General features: G+C 65.5%; 13 protein-coding genes. 4 read left to right on the top strand and 9 right to left on the bottom strand.

Going from position 1 to position 13,170, the window contains the following annotated elements; translation table 11 throughout:
* Positions 1-352: 352 nt before the first annotated feature.
* On the bottom strand, positions 353-1,387 hold the full coding sequence (locus tag RT582_RS09805) for an MFS transporter (protein ID WP_313477263.1): 1,035 nt from the start codon (positions 1,385-1,387) through the stop codon (positions 353-355).
* Between the two features lie 97 nt (positions 1,388-1,484).
* On the opposite strand from RT582_RS09805, the gene RT582_RS09800 reads away from it, so the two are divergent.
* Together RT582_RS09800 and RT582_RS09795 are read left to right on the top strand one after the other, a co-directional pair.
* Positions 1,485-2,468 (top strand): LysR family transcriptional regulator, encoded by a 984-nt coding sequence (locus RT582_RS09800; RefSeq protein WP_313477262.1) that lies wholly within the window; start codon positions 1,485-1,487, stop codon positions 2,466-2,468.
* A gap of 74 nt (positions 2,469-2,542) precedes the next feature.
* Positions 2,543-2,971 (top strand): hypothetical protein, encoded by a 429-nt coding sequence (locus RT582_RS09795; RefSeq protein WP_255848356.1) that lies wholly within the window; start codon positions 2,543-2,545, stop codon positions 2,969-2,971.
* 21 nt (positions 2,972-2,992) lie between these two features.
* On the opposite strand, the gene RT582_RS09790 is transcribed toward RT582_RS09795, so the two are convergent.
* Positions 2,993-3,550, bottom strand: coding sequence for a nucleotidyltransferase family protein (locus tag RT582_RS09790; protein ID WP_313238923.1), 558 nt, complete (start codon positions 3,548-3,550; stop codon positions 2,993-2,995).
* Between the two features lie 119 nt (positions 3,551-3,669).
* On the opposite strand from RT582_RS09790, the gene RT582_RS09785 reads away from it, so the two are divergent.
* Both RT582_RS09785 and RT582_RS09780 read left to right on the top strand, forming a co-directional pair.
* Positions 3,670-3,894, top strand: a complete 225-nt coding sequence (locus RT582_RS09785) for a DUF2188 domain-containing protein (RefSeq protein ID WP_023445441.1) — start codon at positions 3,670-3,672, stop codon at positions 3,892-3,894.
* A 102-nt stretch (positions 3,895-3,996) separates the two neighbouring features.
* Positions 3,997-4,986 (top strand): 2-hydroxyacid dehydrogenase, encoded by a 990-nt coding sequence (locus RT582_RS09780; RefSeq protein WP_313477261.1) that lies wholly within the window; start codon positions 3,997-3,999, stop codon positions 4,984-4,986.
* Positions 4,987-5,131: 145 nt separating this feature from the next.
* On the opposite strand, the gene RT582_RS09775 is transcribed toward RT582_RS09780, so the two are convergent.
* The 7 genes from RT582_RS09775 to RT582_RS09745 form a co-directional block, all read right to left on the bottom strand.
* A complete protein-coding gene (locus tag RT582_RS09775; protein WP_312944106.1) occupies positions 5,132-5,815 on the bottom strand; it encodes a uracil-DNA glycosylase family protein in 684 nt (227 codons plus the stop codon).
* Positions 5,816-5,825: 10 nt separating this feature from the next.
* Positions 5,826-6,362, bottom strand: a complete 537-nt coding sequence (locus RT582_RS09770; protein WP_101276401.1) for a DUF3299 domain-containing protein — start codon at positions 6,360-6,362, stop codon at positions 5,826-5,828.
* Between the two features lie 51 nt (positions 6,363-6,413).
* Complete coding sequence (locus RT582_RS09765) at positions 6,414-6,665, bottom strand: GlsB/YeaQ/YmgE family stress response membrane protein (RefSeq protein ID WP_003297756.1); 252 nt, start codon at positions 6,663-6,665, stop codon at positions 6,414-6,416.
* A gap of 85 nt (positions 6,666-6,750) precedes the next feature.
* A complete protein-coding gene (locus RT582_RS09760; RefSeq protein ID WP_023445445.1) occupies positions 6,751-7,836 on the bottom strand; it encodes a 5-(carboxyamino)imidazole ribonucleotide synthase in 1,086 nt (361 codons plus the stop codon).
* A 104-nt stretch (positions 7,837-7,940) separates the two neighbouring features.
* Positions 7,941-8,429: a 5-(carboxyamino)imidazole ribonucleotide mutase gene (gene purE / locus RT582_RS09755; protein WP_014822018.1), complete on the bottom strand. Its 489-nt coding sequence runs from the start codon at positions 8,427-8,429 to the stop codon at positions 7,941-7,943.
* A 148-nt stretch (positions 8,430-8,577) separates the two neighbouring features.
* The gene (locus RT582_RS09750) at positions 8,578-11,076 is read right to left on the bottom strand and encodes a sensor histidine kinase (RefSeq protein ID WP_313477260.1); all 2,499 of its coding nucleotides are present in this window, start codon (positions 11,074-11,076) and stop codon (positions 8,578-8,580) included.
* Between the two features lie 171 nt (positions 11,077-11,247).
* Positions 11,248-13,170, bottom strand: coding sequence for a bifunctional sugar phosphate isomerase/epimerase/4-hydroxyphenylpyruvate dioxygenase family protein (locus RT582_RS09745; protein WP_313477259.1), 1,923 nt, complete (start codon positions 13,168-13,170; stop codon positions 11,248-11,250).

The raw sequence follows: 13,170 nt of genomic DNA, 5'->3' as shown, positions 1-13,170 counted from the left end.
GCTAAACTTGGCGCGATGAAAAATAGATTATTGAACTAACCGCTCAGGCCACTAGATACTGAGGAGCCAGCTTAGAAGAGACGCAGGGTAGACCAAGCTATGGGTATACGTTTTGGTATATCTCTAACTCTGAGATCACCACATTCCTAGGTTTCATGCCACCCAGGGACCCATAGTTCGACTCCTGGTGCCGGCACCACGATTTGAAGGCTCGCAGAAATGCGGGCCTTTTTTCGTTTTAGGCTGAGCTCGCAATACTCCGGCGACCAATTCAGCCGAGCAGCTTGCGAGGAGATGCCGCAGATGCACGTAGCGACGCGCCTCTCGTGGCATCGGCCGAGCTCGGTGGCGGTCAAGGTGCAACCCGTCGTACAAGACGCGCCGCCAGTGCGCCTATGGATGCCAGGGTCGCCAGCACGACCACGCCATTCCAGCCCCATTGTCCAAGCGCCAGGCTGCCCAGTCCCGCGCCGGTCGCCATCCCTACGAAAACACCGGTAAACAGCACAGCATTCAAGCGACTGCGCGCCGGCGGGTCGATGCCGTAGACGATGGTCTGATGAGCGACCAAGGTCGCCTGGATGCCGAAATCGAAGCCGATGGCGGCCACCACGATCACGCCCAACTGGATCTCCGGCGGCACCACTCCGACCAAGCCGAGGGCAGCGAAGGATGCGGCAGTCAGCGCCGCGCCCAGGCGTGTCACGCGCTCCGGTCCGCGGCGATCGGCCAGGCGACCGGCCAAGGGTGCGGCGAGTGCGCCAGCGGCACCTGCCAGGCCAAACGCGCCGGCCGCGGCGCTACCGAGTCCGAAATCGGCATGCAGCATGACAGCAAGCGTCGACCAGAATGCACTGAAGGCAACGGCACGCCAGCCGAGTTGCTCGGCGATCAGGCCGCTCATGACCCGCGAGAGCAGAATGCCCAGCAGCAGGCCGGTCATGACCGTGCCCACGACCCTGCCGCGTTGCGATTCGGGCGCCAGGGTCGCGGCCGCTGGAACGATGTCCTGTGCCAGGGTCGCGGCAAGGCCGATCACCAGGCTCGCAGCGAGCAATGTACCGACGCCCGGCGCGATGCTGCCGAGCAGCAGAGCCAGCATGAGCAGCACCGCCTTCGCCAGAATGATTCCGCGCCGGTCATAACGGTCACCCAGCGGCGCCAGGAGCAGAATGCCGAACGCATAGCCAAGCTGCGTCAGCATCGGAACCATGCCGACAGCGCCTTCGCTGGCCTGGATCTCCGCACCGAGCACACCGAGGATCGGCTGGCTGTAATAGAGCGTCGCGACGCTGAAGCCGGCGCCTGATGCCAGGAGCAGAACAAGCCCAGGCGAGAGCAGACCCGAGCTGTTGGCGAGCGCCGGGGATGAATATGAGGAAGTCATGAGAAGGGTCCTGGTCCGAACAGTGTCTGGTCATTCTCCATGTGCATGATCGACTGCTGTAGTAGGCTCATCTGCAGATCCCTTATGCGAGACACGTATGAACGACTACTCGACGGCTGGCATCGATCGCATCGATCTCTTGCGCACGTTCATCAGAATCGTCGATGCCGGCAGTCTCTCGGCGGCGGCGGCGCAACTGGGCACCACCCAACCCACGGTCAGCCGCCGGCTGCAGGCGCTGGAGCGGTCGCTCGGCCTGCAGCTGCTCAATCGCTCGACCCACCGCATGCAGCTCACCGGTGATGGTGAACGTTGCTACGGTTTCGCCCGACAGGTCCTTGAAAGCTGGAGCGAGATGGAAGCCGAGCTGCTCGGCGCGCGTGACGACCCGCGCGGCACGCTTCGGGTGCAGGTCCCGCACGCCTTCGGCCAGGACCAGTTGATCGCTCCGCTCGGCAAGTACCTGTCGCGCTACCCGAACGTCAGCGTCGAATGGGTATTGCATGATCGCTCGCCCAACTTCACGGCCGAGGGAATCGATTGCGCCATCCAGGTGGGCGTCATCGAGGACCCGTCCGTCGTTGCCATCCGCCTCGGCGAAGTCCCGCGCATTGTAGTGACCCATCCGTCGCTGGCTGGCGACGGCCCTCTGCCGAGTACCACCGAGCAACTCGAGCGTCTGCCCTGGTTGGCCCTGCGGACCTACTACACCGACGAGGTCGTACTGACCTGCCAGGCGGACGGGCGCTCGCATCGTTTCGCTATCCAGCCACGCATGAGCACGGACAGCCTCTACGCCCTGCGCAGTGCGGCACTGGCAGGGCTTGGCGCGTGCGCCAGCTCCGCCTGGGTGGTTGCGCAGGACATCGAAGAAGGCCGGCTGATTCAGCTCGTGCCGCAGTGGCGAGCCGCTCCCCTGCCCGTCTACCTCATCTACCCGCACGCGCGCAGCTATCCCGCCAAGCTGCGCCTGTTCGCCGAAATCATCCGTACGGACATGCCCAACCTCGTCGGCATGACCTCACCGGGCATCGACGCGCTGCAACCGGCTGGCGTCGGCGCACGGACGGCTGCCCCCTGAGTTTCTACCACCGGCATTGCCTGGTTGGACCGAGCGTGTAGAATCCCGCGCCCCGAAATTCAGGAGACAGTACGGTGGTGATTCACTATTCCGCGCCCAATGGGAATGTCGCATGCGGGCGCACCGGCTCAAGCCTCAACAGTTCCGGCGATGCCGCTCAGGTTTCCTGCAAGCTGTGCCTGCGCAGCGTGGAAAAGGCTGTGAGCGAGCCTGTACGCAAGACACCGAGCCTCGCCGAACTGAGGGCTGCCGCGAAGGCGGCGAAGACCACGGCGGGTGCACCTGCAGCCGTGGCGAAGACGGCAACGACGGCCCCCGCAGCGGCAGCGAAAACTGCAGCGAGTGCGCCCGCAGCGCCGGTAAAGACCGCCCCGACTGCGCCCGCAACGACAGCGAAGCCGGCTTCAGTCCTGTCTGCACGCGCCGAATGGCAGAAGCGCCTGGAGCAGCTGCCGGGGCGCAATCGCCTGCCCCGTGGCGTAGCGCGGCAGGCGTTCATCTAGCCCGCAGAACGGCGCTGCCGGTCAGTCCTGCCGAATGCGCAGGCCTGGCCAGGTTTCAGACCAGCCCTTCGCGGCCAGGCGCTCCAGATAGACCTGTCGCTTGCCGGCACGAAAGGCCGCCGTGGGTCGGACGATCAGATCGAACAGATCGTCCAGCCCCAGCGGGGCCGCCACCTCGATCTCTTCCAGCGCTCCCAGCCTCACCCCGACTGCAGTGGCCGTTTCCGGCCAGTGGGTCATCGCGTCCACTGCCGACCGGTAGGGCTGATCCGCGTTGTGCAGGTGCATGCGGGCCTGGTTCTTCACCGACCAGTTGAGCGAGCCGTCCGAGCGCCGCAGTGCCGCCTCTAGCCCGGTATCCAGCGACTTGTCGGGCCGGTCGGGGTCGAACCAGATGACATCGATATCCGCAGGCAGCGGGCTGCTGTCACGTCCATGCAGGTGATCCCACACCGCACTGCGCACGAAACCTGCAGCCACCCAGCAATCCGGCAGGGCGAGCGCCTTCACAAGATCGAGCACCCGCATGCGCAGCGGGTCGGCCGAGATGATGGCGCGCAATCGGGCGTGCGTGTGCATGAGATGCTCCGCGAGGGCTGGCCGCACAGGCTATCAGCCTGCACGCCACCAGTGCGCGACTCGGTGAACCGCCCCGGCCGACGCCCCTCTAAACCCGCATCACGTCAGAGGAGGCACGCATGGACAACTACCACATCAACGCCACCGATAACGGTTGGGAACTGCGCAAGCAGGGGGCGACCCGCGCATCGAAGACCGCTGCGACCAAGGATGAGATGCTGCAGGTGACCGCAACCTTCCTCGAAGGCAAAACGGCCTCGGTGAAGATTCACAAGAAGGACGGCACCATCCAGGAGGAGCGCACCTACCCGCGCAGTGCCGACCCGCGGCGCAGCGAGGGCTGAGCGTCGAACCAGTCCAGGCAGAGCCCGTAGGCAGAAGCGACTTGGCCTCGGCCGACAACTGCCGCACCCTGTGGGCAGTCGCCCTATTCAACGAGGCTCCCGATGCGTATCACCCTGTTCAGCAGCAAGCCCTACGACCGTGACAGCTTCCGGGCCGCCAATCAGGCACATGGCTTCGAGCTGCAATTCCTCGAATCGCGCCTCGATCCCGACACCGTGGCGCTGGCCGCGGGCGCTGAGGTGGTCTGCCCGTTCGTCAATGACGTGCTGTCGGCGCCCGTGCTGGAGAGGCTCGCCGCTGGAGGCACGCGGCTGATCGCCCTGCGTTCGGCCGGCTACAACCACGTCGATCTGCCCTGTGCCCACCGCCTCGGCCTGCCAGTAGTACGGGTGCCGGCCTATTCGCCGCACGCGGTGGCCGAGCACACCGTGGCGCTGATCCTGGCACTCAACCGGCGCCTGCCACGGGCCTACAACCGTACCCGCGAGGGCAATTTCTCGCTGCAGGGGCTGACCGGTTTCGATCTGGTGGGCAAGCGCGTCGGCGTGGTCGGCAGCGGGCAGATCGGCGCCGTGTTCGCGCGGATCATGCTCGGTTTCGGCTGTGAGGTGCAGCTGTACGACCCCTTCCCCAACCCGGAACTGGAGCGCGTCGGCATGCGTTATGTGGCACTCGACGAGCTGCTCGCCAGCAGTGATATCGTCAGCCTGCACTGCCCGCTGACCGCGCAGACCCGCCACCTGATCAACCAGCAGAGCCTGGCGACCATGAAGCCGCGCGCCATGCTGATCAACACCGGCCGTGGCGCGCTGATCGACACGCCAGCACTGATCGGCGCGCTGAAGAGCGGTCAGCTCGGCTACCTGGGCCTGGACGTCTACGAGGAAGAGGCCGGGCTGTTCTTCGAGGACCACTCCGGCCTGCCGCTGCAGGACGATGTGCTGGCGCGGCTGCTGTCGTTTCCCAACGTCATCGTCACCGCGCACCAGGCATTTCTCACCGACGAGGCGCTGGCTGCGATCGCCGGCACCACGCTGGGCAATGTCGCTGCCTGGCAGGCCGGGCAGATCAGCAATCAGGTCAGCGGCTAGCGGCCTGTGCGGTGGGTTGGTTGAGGCAAGTTCGGATGAGAGGCAAGGCGCTGCGACGAGTCATAGCCGGGCTGTGACAAGGAGCAGCAACACAGTATCGGGGCCATAGGCACCGAAATTGACCAACTAAACTTGGCAAAGGCCACTAACGGACTGGTTTTTCGTCGAGCTGGCGCAGGCGCGCCTCGAGCAGGTCCGGGAAGCGCTTGAACCAGGTCTGGTTCAACGGCGAGGGATGCGGCAGCGGGTGCAGGGTGAAGGTTTGGGCCTGCCCCTGTTCGTCCTGCAGCTCGACGTCGACGCTGGCAGTGAAGCGGTCCTCACGTTGCCAGAAGTCTTCCAGACGCTGGCGCGTCTCACGCGGCTGGTCGATGCCGAACCAGAGAAACGCCTCGCGCCCGAGGGTGATGATGTGCCGCCCGCGCCAGCTGTCCACCAGCAACTGGCGCATCAGTGGATGGAAGCGGCGCTTGACTGCCATCGACCAGGCCTTGTTGCCGACCGGCTTGTACGGCACGGTGTTGATCCAGAAGTAGTGCCGCCCCAGCGCCCGCCCCGCCTCGAAATCCGGCATCTCCTCGCCATGCAGGTGGCGATAGAGCACGCGGCGGACGATCTGCCCGCCGGAGCCGATGAAGGGCTCGCCATGGCGTATCTCTTCGCGGCCGGGGTCGCGTCCGAAGAAGCAGATAGCCGCATCGGCTTCGCCAAGCCCGATGATCGGCTCCTGTGGATCACGTTCGAATGCCTGGTAGACCGGCAGATCGATGCCATCGGTGTGCGCGGCGAGGTCGCGTAGCGCCTGACGGAGTTCAGTGGGCAGCGCCATGACCGGTGCCTCAGAGGTCGCTTTCGTCGACCAGTTCGACTGCCGCCGCTTCCAGTGCATAGGCGGCATCGGCCAGCTCGTTGCTGACCGGCTCGATCTGCAGGCGACCGTCGACCCACAGCGGGGCGTAGATGTCCTCAAGGGCGATGCCCTTGGGGTAGCGCACCAGCACGATCTGGTTCGGCGGCGGCGGCGGTACGTGGATGCAGGCGCCCGGATAGGGCACTAGGAAGAATTCGGTGCTGCGCCCGCGCGCGTCGCTCTCCAGCGGCACCGGATAGCCGCCCAGACGGATCTCGCGGCCATTCAGTTCGGCGACGGTCTTGGCCGAGTACATCACCGCCGGCAGCCCGGCGTCCTGCTTCAGCCCGCCCTGATCGCTGAAGCCGGCATCTTCCGGCGTCGAGTGGTCGATTTCGGGCATTTCCTCCAGCGCCTGGCGGTCCTCGGGCGGCATCAGCTCGAGCCAGTCGAGTTCGGGCGGCGTGGCCTGGGCGTGGGAAACAAGTGCGAGACAGCAGAGCAGCGAGAGGACGAATGTGCGCATAAGGCAACTACATGAGAGAGAACGGGGCCACTGGGCGCGGCCCCCGGTGGATCAATGTTTGCGGCTGGTGACCATGCCGTAGATGACCAGCAGGATGATCGCACCGACCACCGCGCCGATAAAGCCCGCGCCTTCGCCCGCCTGGTACAGGCCGAGAGCCTGGCCGCCATAGGTCGCCAGCAGCGAGCCGCCGATACCGAGCAGGATGGTCATGATCCAGCCCATGCTGTCGTCGCCGGGCTTGAGGAAACGCGCGATGAGGCCAACAATGAGGCCGATGATGATGGTGCCGATGATGCCCATGGATAAGTTCCTGAGGTCCGAAAGGTGGGTAACCAATCGGACCCGAGGGCTCTGTCACCGTTCGCCGAAGCCTGACGGCCGGGCGTCAGGAATGCGGGATCAGCGTCTCTACGGCGGTGATCTGCCGGTCGAGGGTGGCGCGATCGGGGCAGCGCAGGGTGGCGTGGCCAACCTTGCGTCCGACCTTGAAGGCCTTGCCGTAGTGATGCAGATGGCAATCCTCGATGGCGATGACCTTTTCCACCGGCGGCACTTCACCAATGAAGTTGAGCATGGCGCTCTCGCCCAGCTTGGCGGTCGAGCCCAGCGGCAGACCGGCGACGGCACGCAGGTGGTTCTCGAACTGGCTGCACTCGGCGCCTTCGATGGTCCAGTGCCCGGAGTTGTGCACGCGCGGGGCGATCTCGTTGGCCTTCAGGCCGCCATCGACCTCAAAGAACTCGAAGGCCAGCACGCCGACATAGTCGAGCTGCTTGAGCACGCGACCGACGTAGTCCTCGGCCAGCGCCTGCAGCGGATGGTTGCTGCTGGCCACCGACAGCCGCAGGATGCCGCTCTCGTGGCTGTTGTGTACCAGCGGATAGAAACAGGTCTCGCCATCACGCCCGCGCACGGCGATCAGCGAGACTTCGCCGGTGAACGGCACGAAGCCCTCGAGGATGCACGGCACGCTGCCCAGCTCGGCGAAGGCATTGCTCACATCCGCCGGCTTGCGCAACAGCTTCTGACCTTTGCCGTCGTAACCCAGGGTGCGGGTCTTGAGTACCGCCGGCAGGCCGATGCTGGCCACCGCGGCGTCGAGATCGGCCTGGGACTGGATGTCGGCGAAGTCCGGGGTGGGAATGCCGAGGTCCTTGAACATGGATTTTTCGAACCAGCGATCTCGGGCGATGCGCAGCGATTCGGCACTCGGGTAGACCGGCACGAACTGCGAGAGGAAGGCCACCGTCTCGGCCGGCACGCTCTCGAACTCGAAGGTCACCAGATCCACCTCGTCGGCCAGCCGGCGCAGGTGGTCCTTGTCGTCGTAGTCGGCGCGGATGTGCTCGCCGAGGGCCTGGGCGCAGGCGTCCGGCGCCGGGTCGAGGAAGGCGAAGCTCATGCCCAGCGGAGTGCCCGCCAGGGCCAGCATGCGGCCCAGCTGGCCGCCACCGATCACACCAATTTTCATATCAACGGCCCTTCAGTAGGCGGCAGATCGAGCGCGCGCGTCGCGCGGCGCAGGAAAGCAAGTTTATACCGGCCAGCGGGCGTCGCCGCGCCGGCAGGCTCGGCTCAGACGCGTGGGTCCGGGCTGTCCAGAACGGTCTGGGTCTGCTCGTCGCGGAATTTCTTCAGTGCCTGGTGATACTCGGGAAACTCGTGACCGAGGATGCTCGCCGACAGCAGCGCGGCGTTGATCGCGCCGGCCTTGCCGATTGCCAGGGTGGCGACCGGCACGCCCGCCGGCATCTGCACGATGGACAGCAGCGAATCGACGCCGGAGAGCATCGAGGACTGCACCGGCACGCCGAGCACCGGCAGGTGCGTCTTGGCGGCGCACATGCCCGGCAGATGGGCGGCACCGCCGGCGCCGGCGATGATCACGCGTAACCCGCGGGCTTCGGCCTGTTCGGCGTACTGGAAGAGCAGGTCCGGGGTGCGATGGGCGGACACCACCGTCACTTCATGGGGGATGCCCAGCTTTTCCAGCATGTCGGCGGTGTGGCTCAGGGTGGACCAGTCGGACTTGGAGCCCATGATCACGCCTACCAGTGCGCTCATCGTCGTGCCTCTCATTGGGCGCCCGCGGGCGCGTCAAGAACAACAAACCACGCAAAAGAGCGTGGCCTGGACAGTCGCGGACCGACCTTGGCCGCCCGCGCGAAAGCCGCGCAGTATAGCGCAAGGCGTGACCAGCCAGTACCCCGCGCTACTGCAGCGCAGCAGGCGCCAGGCGTGGCAGTTCGATCCAGAAACGGCTGCCGACGCCAGGTTCGCTGTGCAGTCCCAGCTGGCCGTTCATCAGGCGGGCGAACTCCAGGCACAGCGACAGCCCTATGCCGGTGCCCTGGATCATGCTGTTCTCGCGCCCGAGCCGCTGGAAGGGTTCGAACACCTGCGCCTGCTGCGCGGGCTCGATGCCCAATCCCGTATCCTCGACCAACAGCCGCACATGCCCCGGGCTGGTTTCGGTACGCAGGCTGATGTGGCCATCGGGAACGTTGTACTTCATCGCGTTGGACAGCAGGTTGAGCAGCACTTGGCGCAACCGACGCGGCTCGGCAAGCACCTGCAGTGGCTCATCCGGCAACTGCAACTGCAGATGCAGGCCGCGTTGCTGAACCTCAAGCGAGACCAGTTCGGCGCACTCGCGCATCAGTTTGCAGACGTCCACCGCCTGCAGTTCGAGCTGCGCCGGTTCGTTCTGCAGGCTGGACCACTCGAGAATCTCGCCCAGCAGCTGGTTGAGATGGCGACTGGCAAGCAGGATCTCGTCGAGGTATTCCGCCGCCTCGGATTGGCTCTCGTCGTCGCAGTCCATGCGCATCAGCTGGGCGAAACCGAGAATCGCATTGAGCGGCGTGCGCAGTTCATGGCTGATACCCGAGAGCAGCCGGCCCTTCGCTTCGCTGGCAGCCTGGGCCTGCAGGGTCGCCGCGCGTAGTTCTTCCTCGACCCGCTTCAGCGCGTCGATATCCACATGAGTACCAGCGAGTATCTTCGCCACGCCGGTATCCGGATCATGTTCAAGCACACGCCCGCGGCTGAGCAGCCAGTGGTAGTGGCCCTGGGTATCGGCGAAGCGGTATTCGGCCTCGTAGCGCTGCTGCAGTCCCCGGCTGACGCGTTCGATCTGCGCCAGCGCCTGCGGCAAGTCGTCGGGGTGGATACGGCGACGGAACTCGCTATCGCTGAGCTGCCCCGACGGCAGGCCGAAGCGCGTCCCCATACCGCCGCGTATACGCAGCCGGTGGTTGGGCATGTCATATTCCCAGAGGCTCTCGGTTGCGCTTTCCAGCACCAGTTCCAGTCGTCGCTGCGCCTCCCAGCGCTCGGATTCGCTGTAGGCCAGGCGGCTACCGATGTCCTGGGTGTGACGGCACATTTCGTCCAGCTCGCGGATCTGCGACTGGGCCGGCTGCGGCTGCGGCTGCCAGCGGCCGACGCCAATCTCGCCGAGCATCCGCGAGATGCCAGCGATGGGCGTCAGCAGCGCGCCGCTGAGCTGGCGTGCGCGCAGCCACATGAGGGCGAAGAAACCGATATAGAACAGCACCAACCCGGCAATCAGCAGATAGCCGATCTGCTGATAACGGCTCGCCAGGGCATTGGTCTGGCGAAATACCGCGGCCTCATCGACCACCGCCAGCAGGTGCCAGCCGGTCTGCGCCACAGTGGTCCAGGCCACCAGCTGCGGCCGGCCGCCAAGCATCACCTGCTGTACGCCGCTGCTGGCCCCGGAGATCGCCGCGGCGAGCTCAGCGGTTTCCGGGCGGCGATCGAGCTGGAAATCCTCCGGTTTGAACACCTCGCGGCGGATGGCATCAAGATAGGAATGCTCGGTCAGCTCGGCCAGGCCGAAATCCGCTTCGCCAGGTTCGGGCAGCGCCATGATCGACAGATCATCGCTGACCAGCATGGCGTAGCCACCCCAGGGCACCTGCACCTGGCCAATCTGCTCGAGGATGCCGCTGACGGTGATGTCGATGCCGACCACGCCTTCGAGAAAATCGCCGCGGTACACCGGCGCGGTCGCCGACATCATCCAGCCGTGCCCGGCCGGGTCGAGGTAGACATCGGTCCACACTACGCCGCGCGACGGGTTGTGCTTGGCGTCTGCCAGGTAATAGAAGTTGTACTTGGGGATATCCATGTCCGCCGGGTACTGATCGAGCGTGAAGAACCACGGATAGATATGGTTGAAGCTATCCCAACTGTTGAAGTAGAGGCTGGCGACCAGCGGATTGCGCGCCTCGATCTCCTTCATCAGCGGCTCCAGCTGCCGCAGTCTGGCGATCTTCTGCAGGTCATGCCGCTCGGGGGCAGTGGCGTTGGAATAGAACACGGCGGCACCGCCGTCATCGCTGGGGCTGTAGCGCACCCCGTCGTCGCTCAGCGCTAGATTGGGCGTCTGCTGCGGCGCTTCGCTCTGCAGCGCCTGCGCTGTGAGATTGCGATACAACTGGGTCAGGGAGCTGACCTGGCTGAGCTGCTCGCTGATCAGACGCGACTCAAGACTTACCGCCGCCTGCAGGTCGTTGAGCGCGGTTTCGCGCAGATGCTCGACCTGAGCGTCGCGAATGGCGTTGTTGGTCAGCAGATAGATCGCGATCAACGCGGTCTCCACTAGCACCAGTGGGATGAGCGCGCTGCGCACGAAGGCCCGCCAGATCCATTGACGCAGGCCGATTGGCTTTGAGGTGGGCACGATGGGCTCCAGCGGCCGCGCAAGGCGAATAATCAGCAGTAGGCGCGGCGAGGCCGTGATCATACCATCGCGCTCGCGGCGTCGAGCTAGTGGCCTGCGCGGTGAGGCAGTTCGGAATATAGATGGCTACGAAACAAGGCGCTGGAGCCTTGCGGCGCGGGCGCCGCCATCTCAGCAGGCGCTGGCGACGCTGGTGGTGCCGGAGACCGAACGGCGGCATTGCTTGGCCATCGCCGCCAGGCGCACCGCGACATTCGCGGTGCCGTAGCCGGTGTAGCCATTGCAGCGCTGCAGGATCTCGAAGAAGAAGCGGCCTTCGAACGGCTCGGTGTAGACGTGGAACAGCTCGCCACCCTCGGCATCGCGGTCGTAGAGCACGTTGTAGCGCGCCAGTTCGGCGAGCAGCGCGTCGTCGAAATCGAACCGCGCCGCCAGGTCGTCGTAGTAGTTGCGCGGGATTTCCAGCAATGGCACCCCGGCCGCCTGCGCCCGGGCTACCTCGGCGAAGATGTCGTCGCAGGCGAACGCCACGTGGTGCACCCCGGCGCCACGATAACTGGACAGCGCCTGGGCGATCACGGTGTCGCGATCCTGCGAGGTGTTCAGCGGCAGCCGGACGCGGCCGCAGGGGCTACGCATGGCGCGGCACTTCATCAGCCCATAGGGATCGGGCAGCAGCAGCTCGTTGTCAGCCTCGAAATCGAACAGGCTGCGATAGAACAGCACCCAGCTGGCCAGGCTTTCGGCCGGCAGCGCGGTAGCCATGTGATCGATACGCTGCAAGCCCGCATCCTTCGGGCCGACCGCATGCAGGCGAAAGTCGATGTCGTAGTTGCTCTGCCCTGGCGCGCCGGACTCGAGCAGATAGATCAGGCTGCCGTCCGGCGCGCGCACGGCCGGAATCTGCCGCTCGTTCGGCCCGATCAGGCCACGGTAGGGCTGGCCGCCAAAGGCGCAGGCACGCGCCAGCGCCGGCCCCTCTTCGTCGATCTTCAGCGCCATGGCGCACACCGAAGGGCCATGCGCCTCGAAGTAGTTGTGGGCAAACGAATAGGGCTCGGCGTTGAGCACGATATTGATCTCGCCCTGGCGAAACAGCTGCACATCCTTCGAGCGGTGCTGACCGACATGGGCGAAGCCAAGACGCTGCAGCCAGCTGCCGAGGCGCACGGCGTGCGGCTCGTCCACCGCGAACTCGAGGAAATCGATGCCTTCGTAACGCGGTGCCGGCGGTGGCGCGAACAGCGTTTGCGCCAGCGCCGGGCTGGTCGAGGCACTCAGACGTTGCCCGGTTTTCTCTTCCAGGTGCTGAAGCGCACGCAGGCCGTCAGCGGCGATGCCCCGCGGCGGCGCAGCGCGGAAGCCATCGTTGAACACTTCCAGCGACAACGGGCCGCTGTAGCCGGCCTGCAGCACAGGTGCGAGAAAGCCCGCCAAGTCGAATTCGCCCTGACCGGGAAAACAACGGAAATGCCGACTCCACTGCAATACATCCATTGCCAGCAGCGGCGCATCGGCGAGCTGTACGAAGAAGATCCGCTCGCCCGGGATATCGACGATGCCGCTCGGGTCATCGCCCAGCGCCAGCGTATGGAAACTGTCGAGAATCACCCCCAGTGCAGGATTGTCGACCTGTTGTACCAGTGACCAGACCTGCCGCCAGGTCTTCACGTGGCGACCCCAGGCCAGCGCCTCGTAGCCCACGCGCAGCCCGCGTGCACCGGCGCGCTCGGCGATCTGGCCAAGGTCACCCACAAGCGTTTCGCTGTCGCCCAATGCGTCGGCCTGAACGTTGCTGCAGAGCAGCATCAGGTCGACGCCCAGTTCGTGCATCAGGTCGAACTTGCGCTCGGCGCGATCGAGATTGCGCTGCACGCGCGCCCGCGGGCAGCCCTCGAAATCACGGAACGGCTGGAACAGCGTGACGGCAATGCCCAGGTCCTCGCACAGGCGGCGGATGTCCTGCGGGCTGCCGGAGTGATAGAGCAGGTCGTTCTCGAACAGCTCGACGCCATCGAATCCAGCCGCCGCGGCGGCCTCCAGCTTCTCCGGCAGGGTGCCGCTCAGCGACACGGTGGCGATCGAGCGTTTCAT

It is taken from the genome of Stutzerimonas kunmingensis, assembly GCF_032106285.1.
Taxonomy (GTDB): Bacteria; Pseudomonadota; Gammaproteobacteria; order Pseudomonadales; family Pseudomonadaceae; genus Stutzerimonas; species Stutzerimonas kunmingensis_B.
The sequence above is the reverse complement of the archived record's forward strand: the minus strand, read 5'-3'. Positions and strand labels throughout refer to the sequence as shown.

What these genes read in the sequence shown, in the direction of transcription:
- RT582_RS09775 (WP_312944106.1), bottom strand. Translation starts at nt 5,815, where the DNA reads ATGGCGCTGCCCACTGAACTCCGTCAGGCGCTACGCGACCTCGCCGCG.
- purE (WP_014822018.1), bottom strand. Translation starts at nt 8,429, where the DNA reads ATGAGCGCACTGGTAGGCGTGATCATGGGCTCCAAGTCCGACTGGTCC.
- RT582_RS09790 (WP_313238923.1), bottom strand. Translation starts at nt 3,550, where the DNA reads ATGCACACGCACGCCCGATTGCGCGCCATCATCTCGGCCGACCCGCTG.
- RT582_RS09760 (WP_023445445.1), bottom strand. Translation starts at nt 7,836, where the DNA reads ATGAAAATTGGTGTGATCGGTGGCGGCCAGCTGGGCCGCATGCTGGCC.
- RT582_RS09770 (WP_101276401.1), bottom strand. Translation starts at nt 6,362, where the DNA reads ATGCGCACATTCGTCCTCTCGCTGCTCTGCTGTCTCGCACTTGTTTCC.
- RT582_RS09785 (WP_023445441.1), top strand. Translation starts at nt 3,670, where the DNA reads ATGGACAACTACCACATCAACGCCACCGATAACGGTTGGGAACTGCGC.
- RT582_RS09800 (WP_313477262.1), top strand. Translation starts at nt 1,485, where the DNA reads ATGAACGACTACTCGACGGCTGGCATCGATCGCATCGATCTCTTGCGC.
- RT582_RS09765 (WP_003297756.1), bottom strand. Translation starts at nt 6,665, where the DNA reads ATGGGCATCATCGGCACCATCATCATCGGCCTCATTGTTGGCCTCATC.
- RT582_RS09805 (WP_313477263.1), bottom strand. Translation starts at nt 1,387, where the DNA reads ATGACTTCCTCATATTCATCCCCGGCGCTCGCCAACAGCTCGGGTCTG.
- RT582_RS09780 (WP_313477261.1), top strand. Translation starts at nt 3,997, where the DNA reads ATGCGTATCACCCTGTTCAGCAGCAAGCCCTACGACCGTGACAGCTTC.
- RT582_RS09745 (WP_313477259.1), bottom strand. Translation starts at nt 13,170, where the DNA reads ATGAAACGCTCGATCGCCACCGTGTCGCTGAGCGGCACCCTGCCGGAG.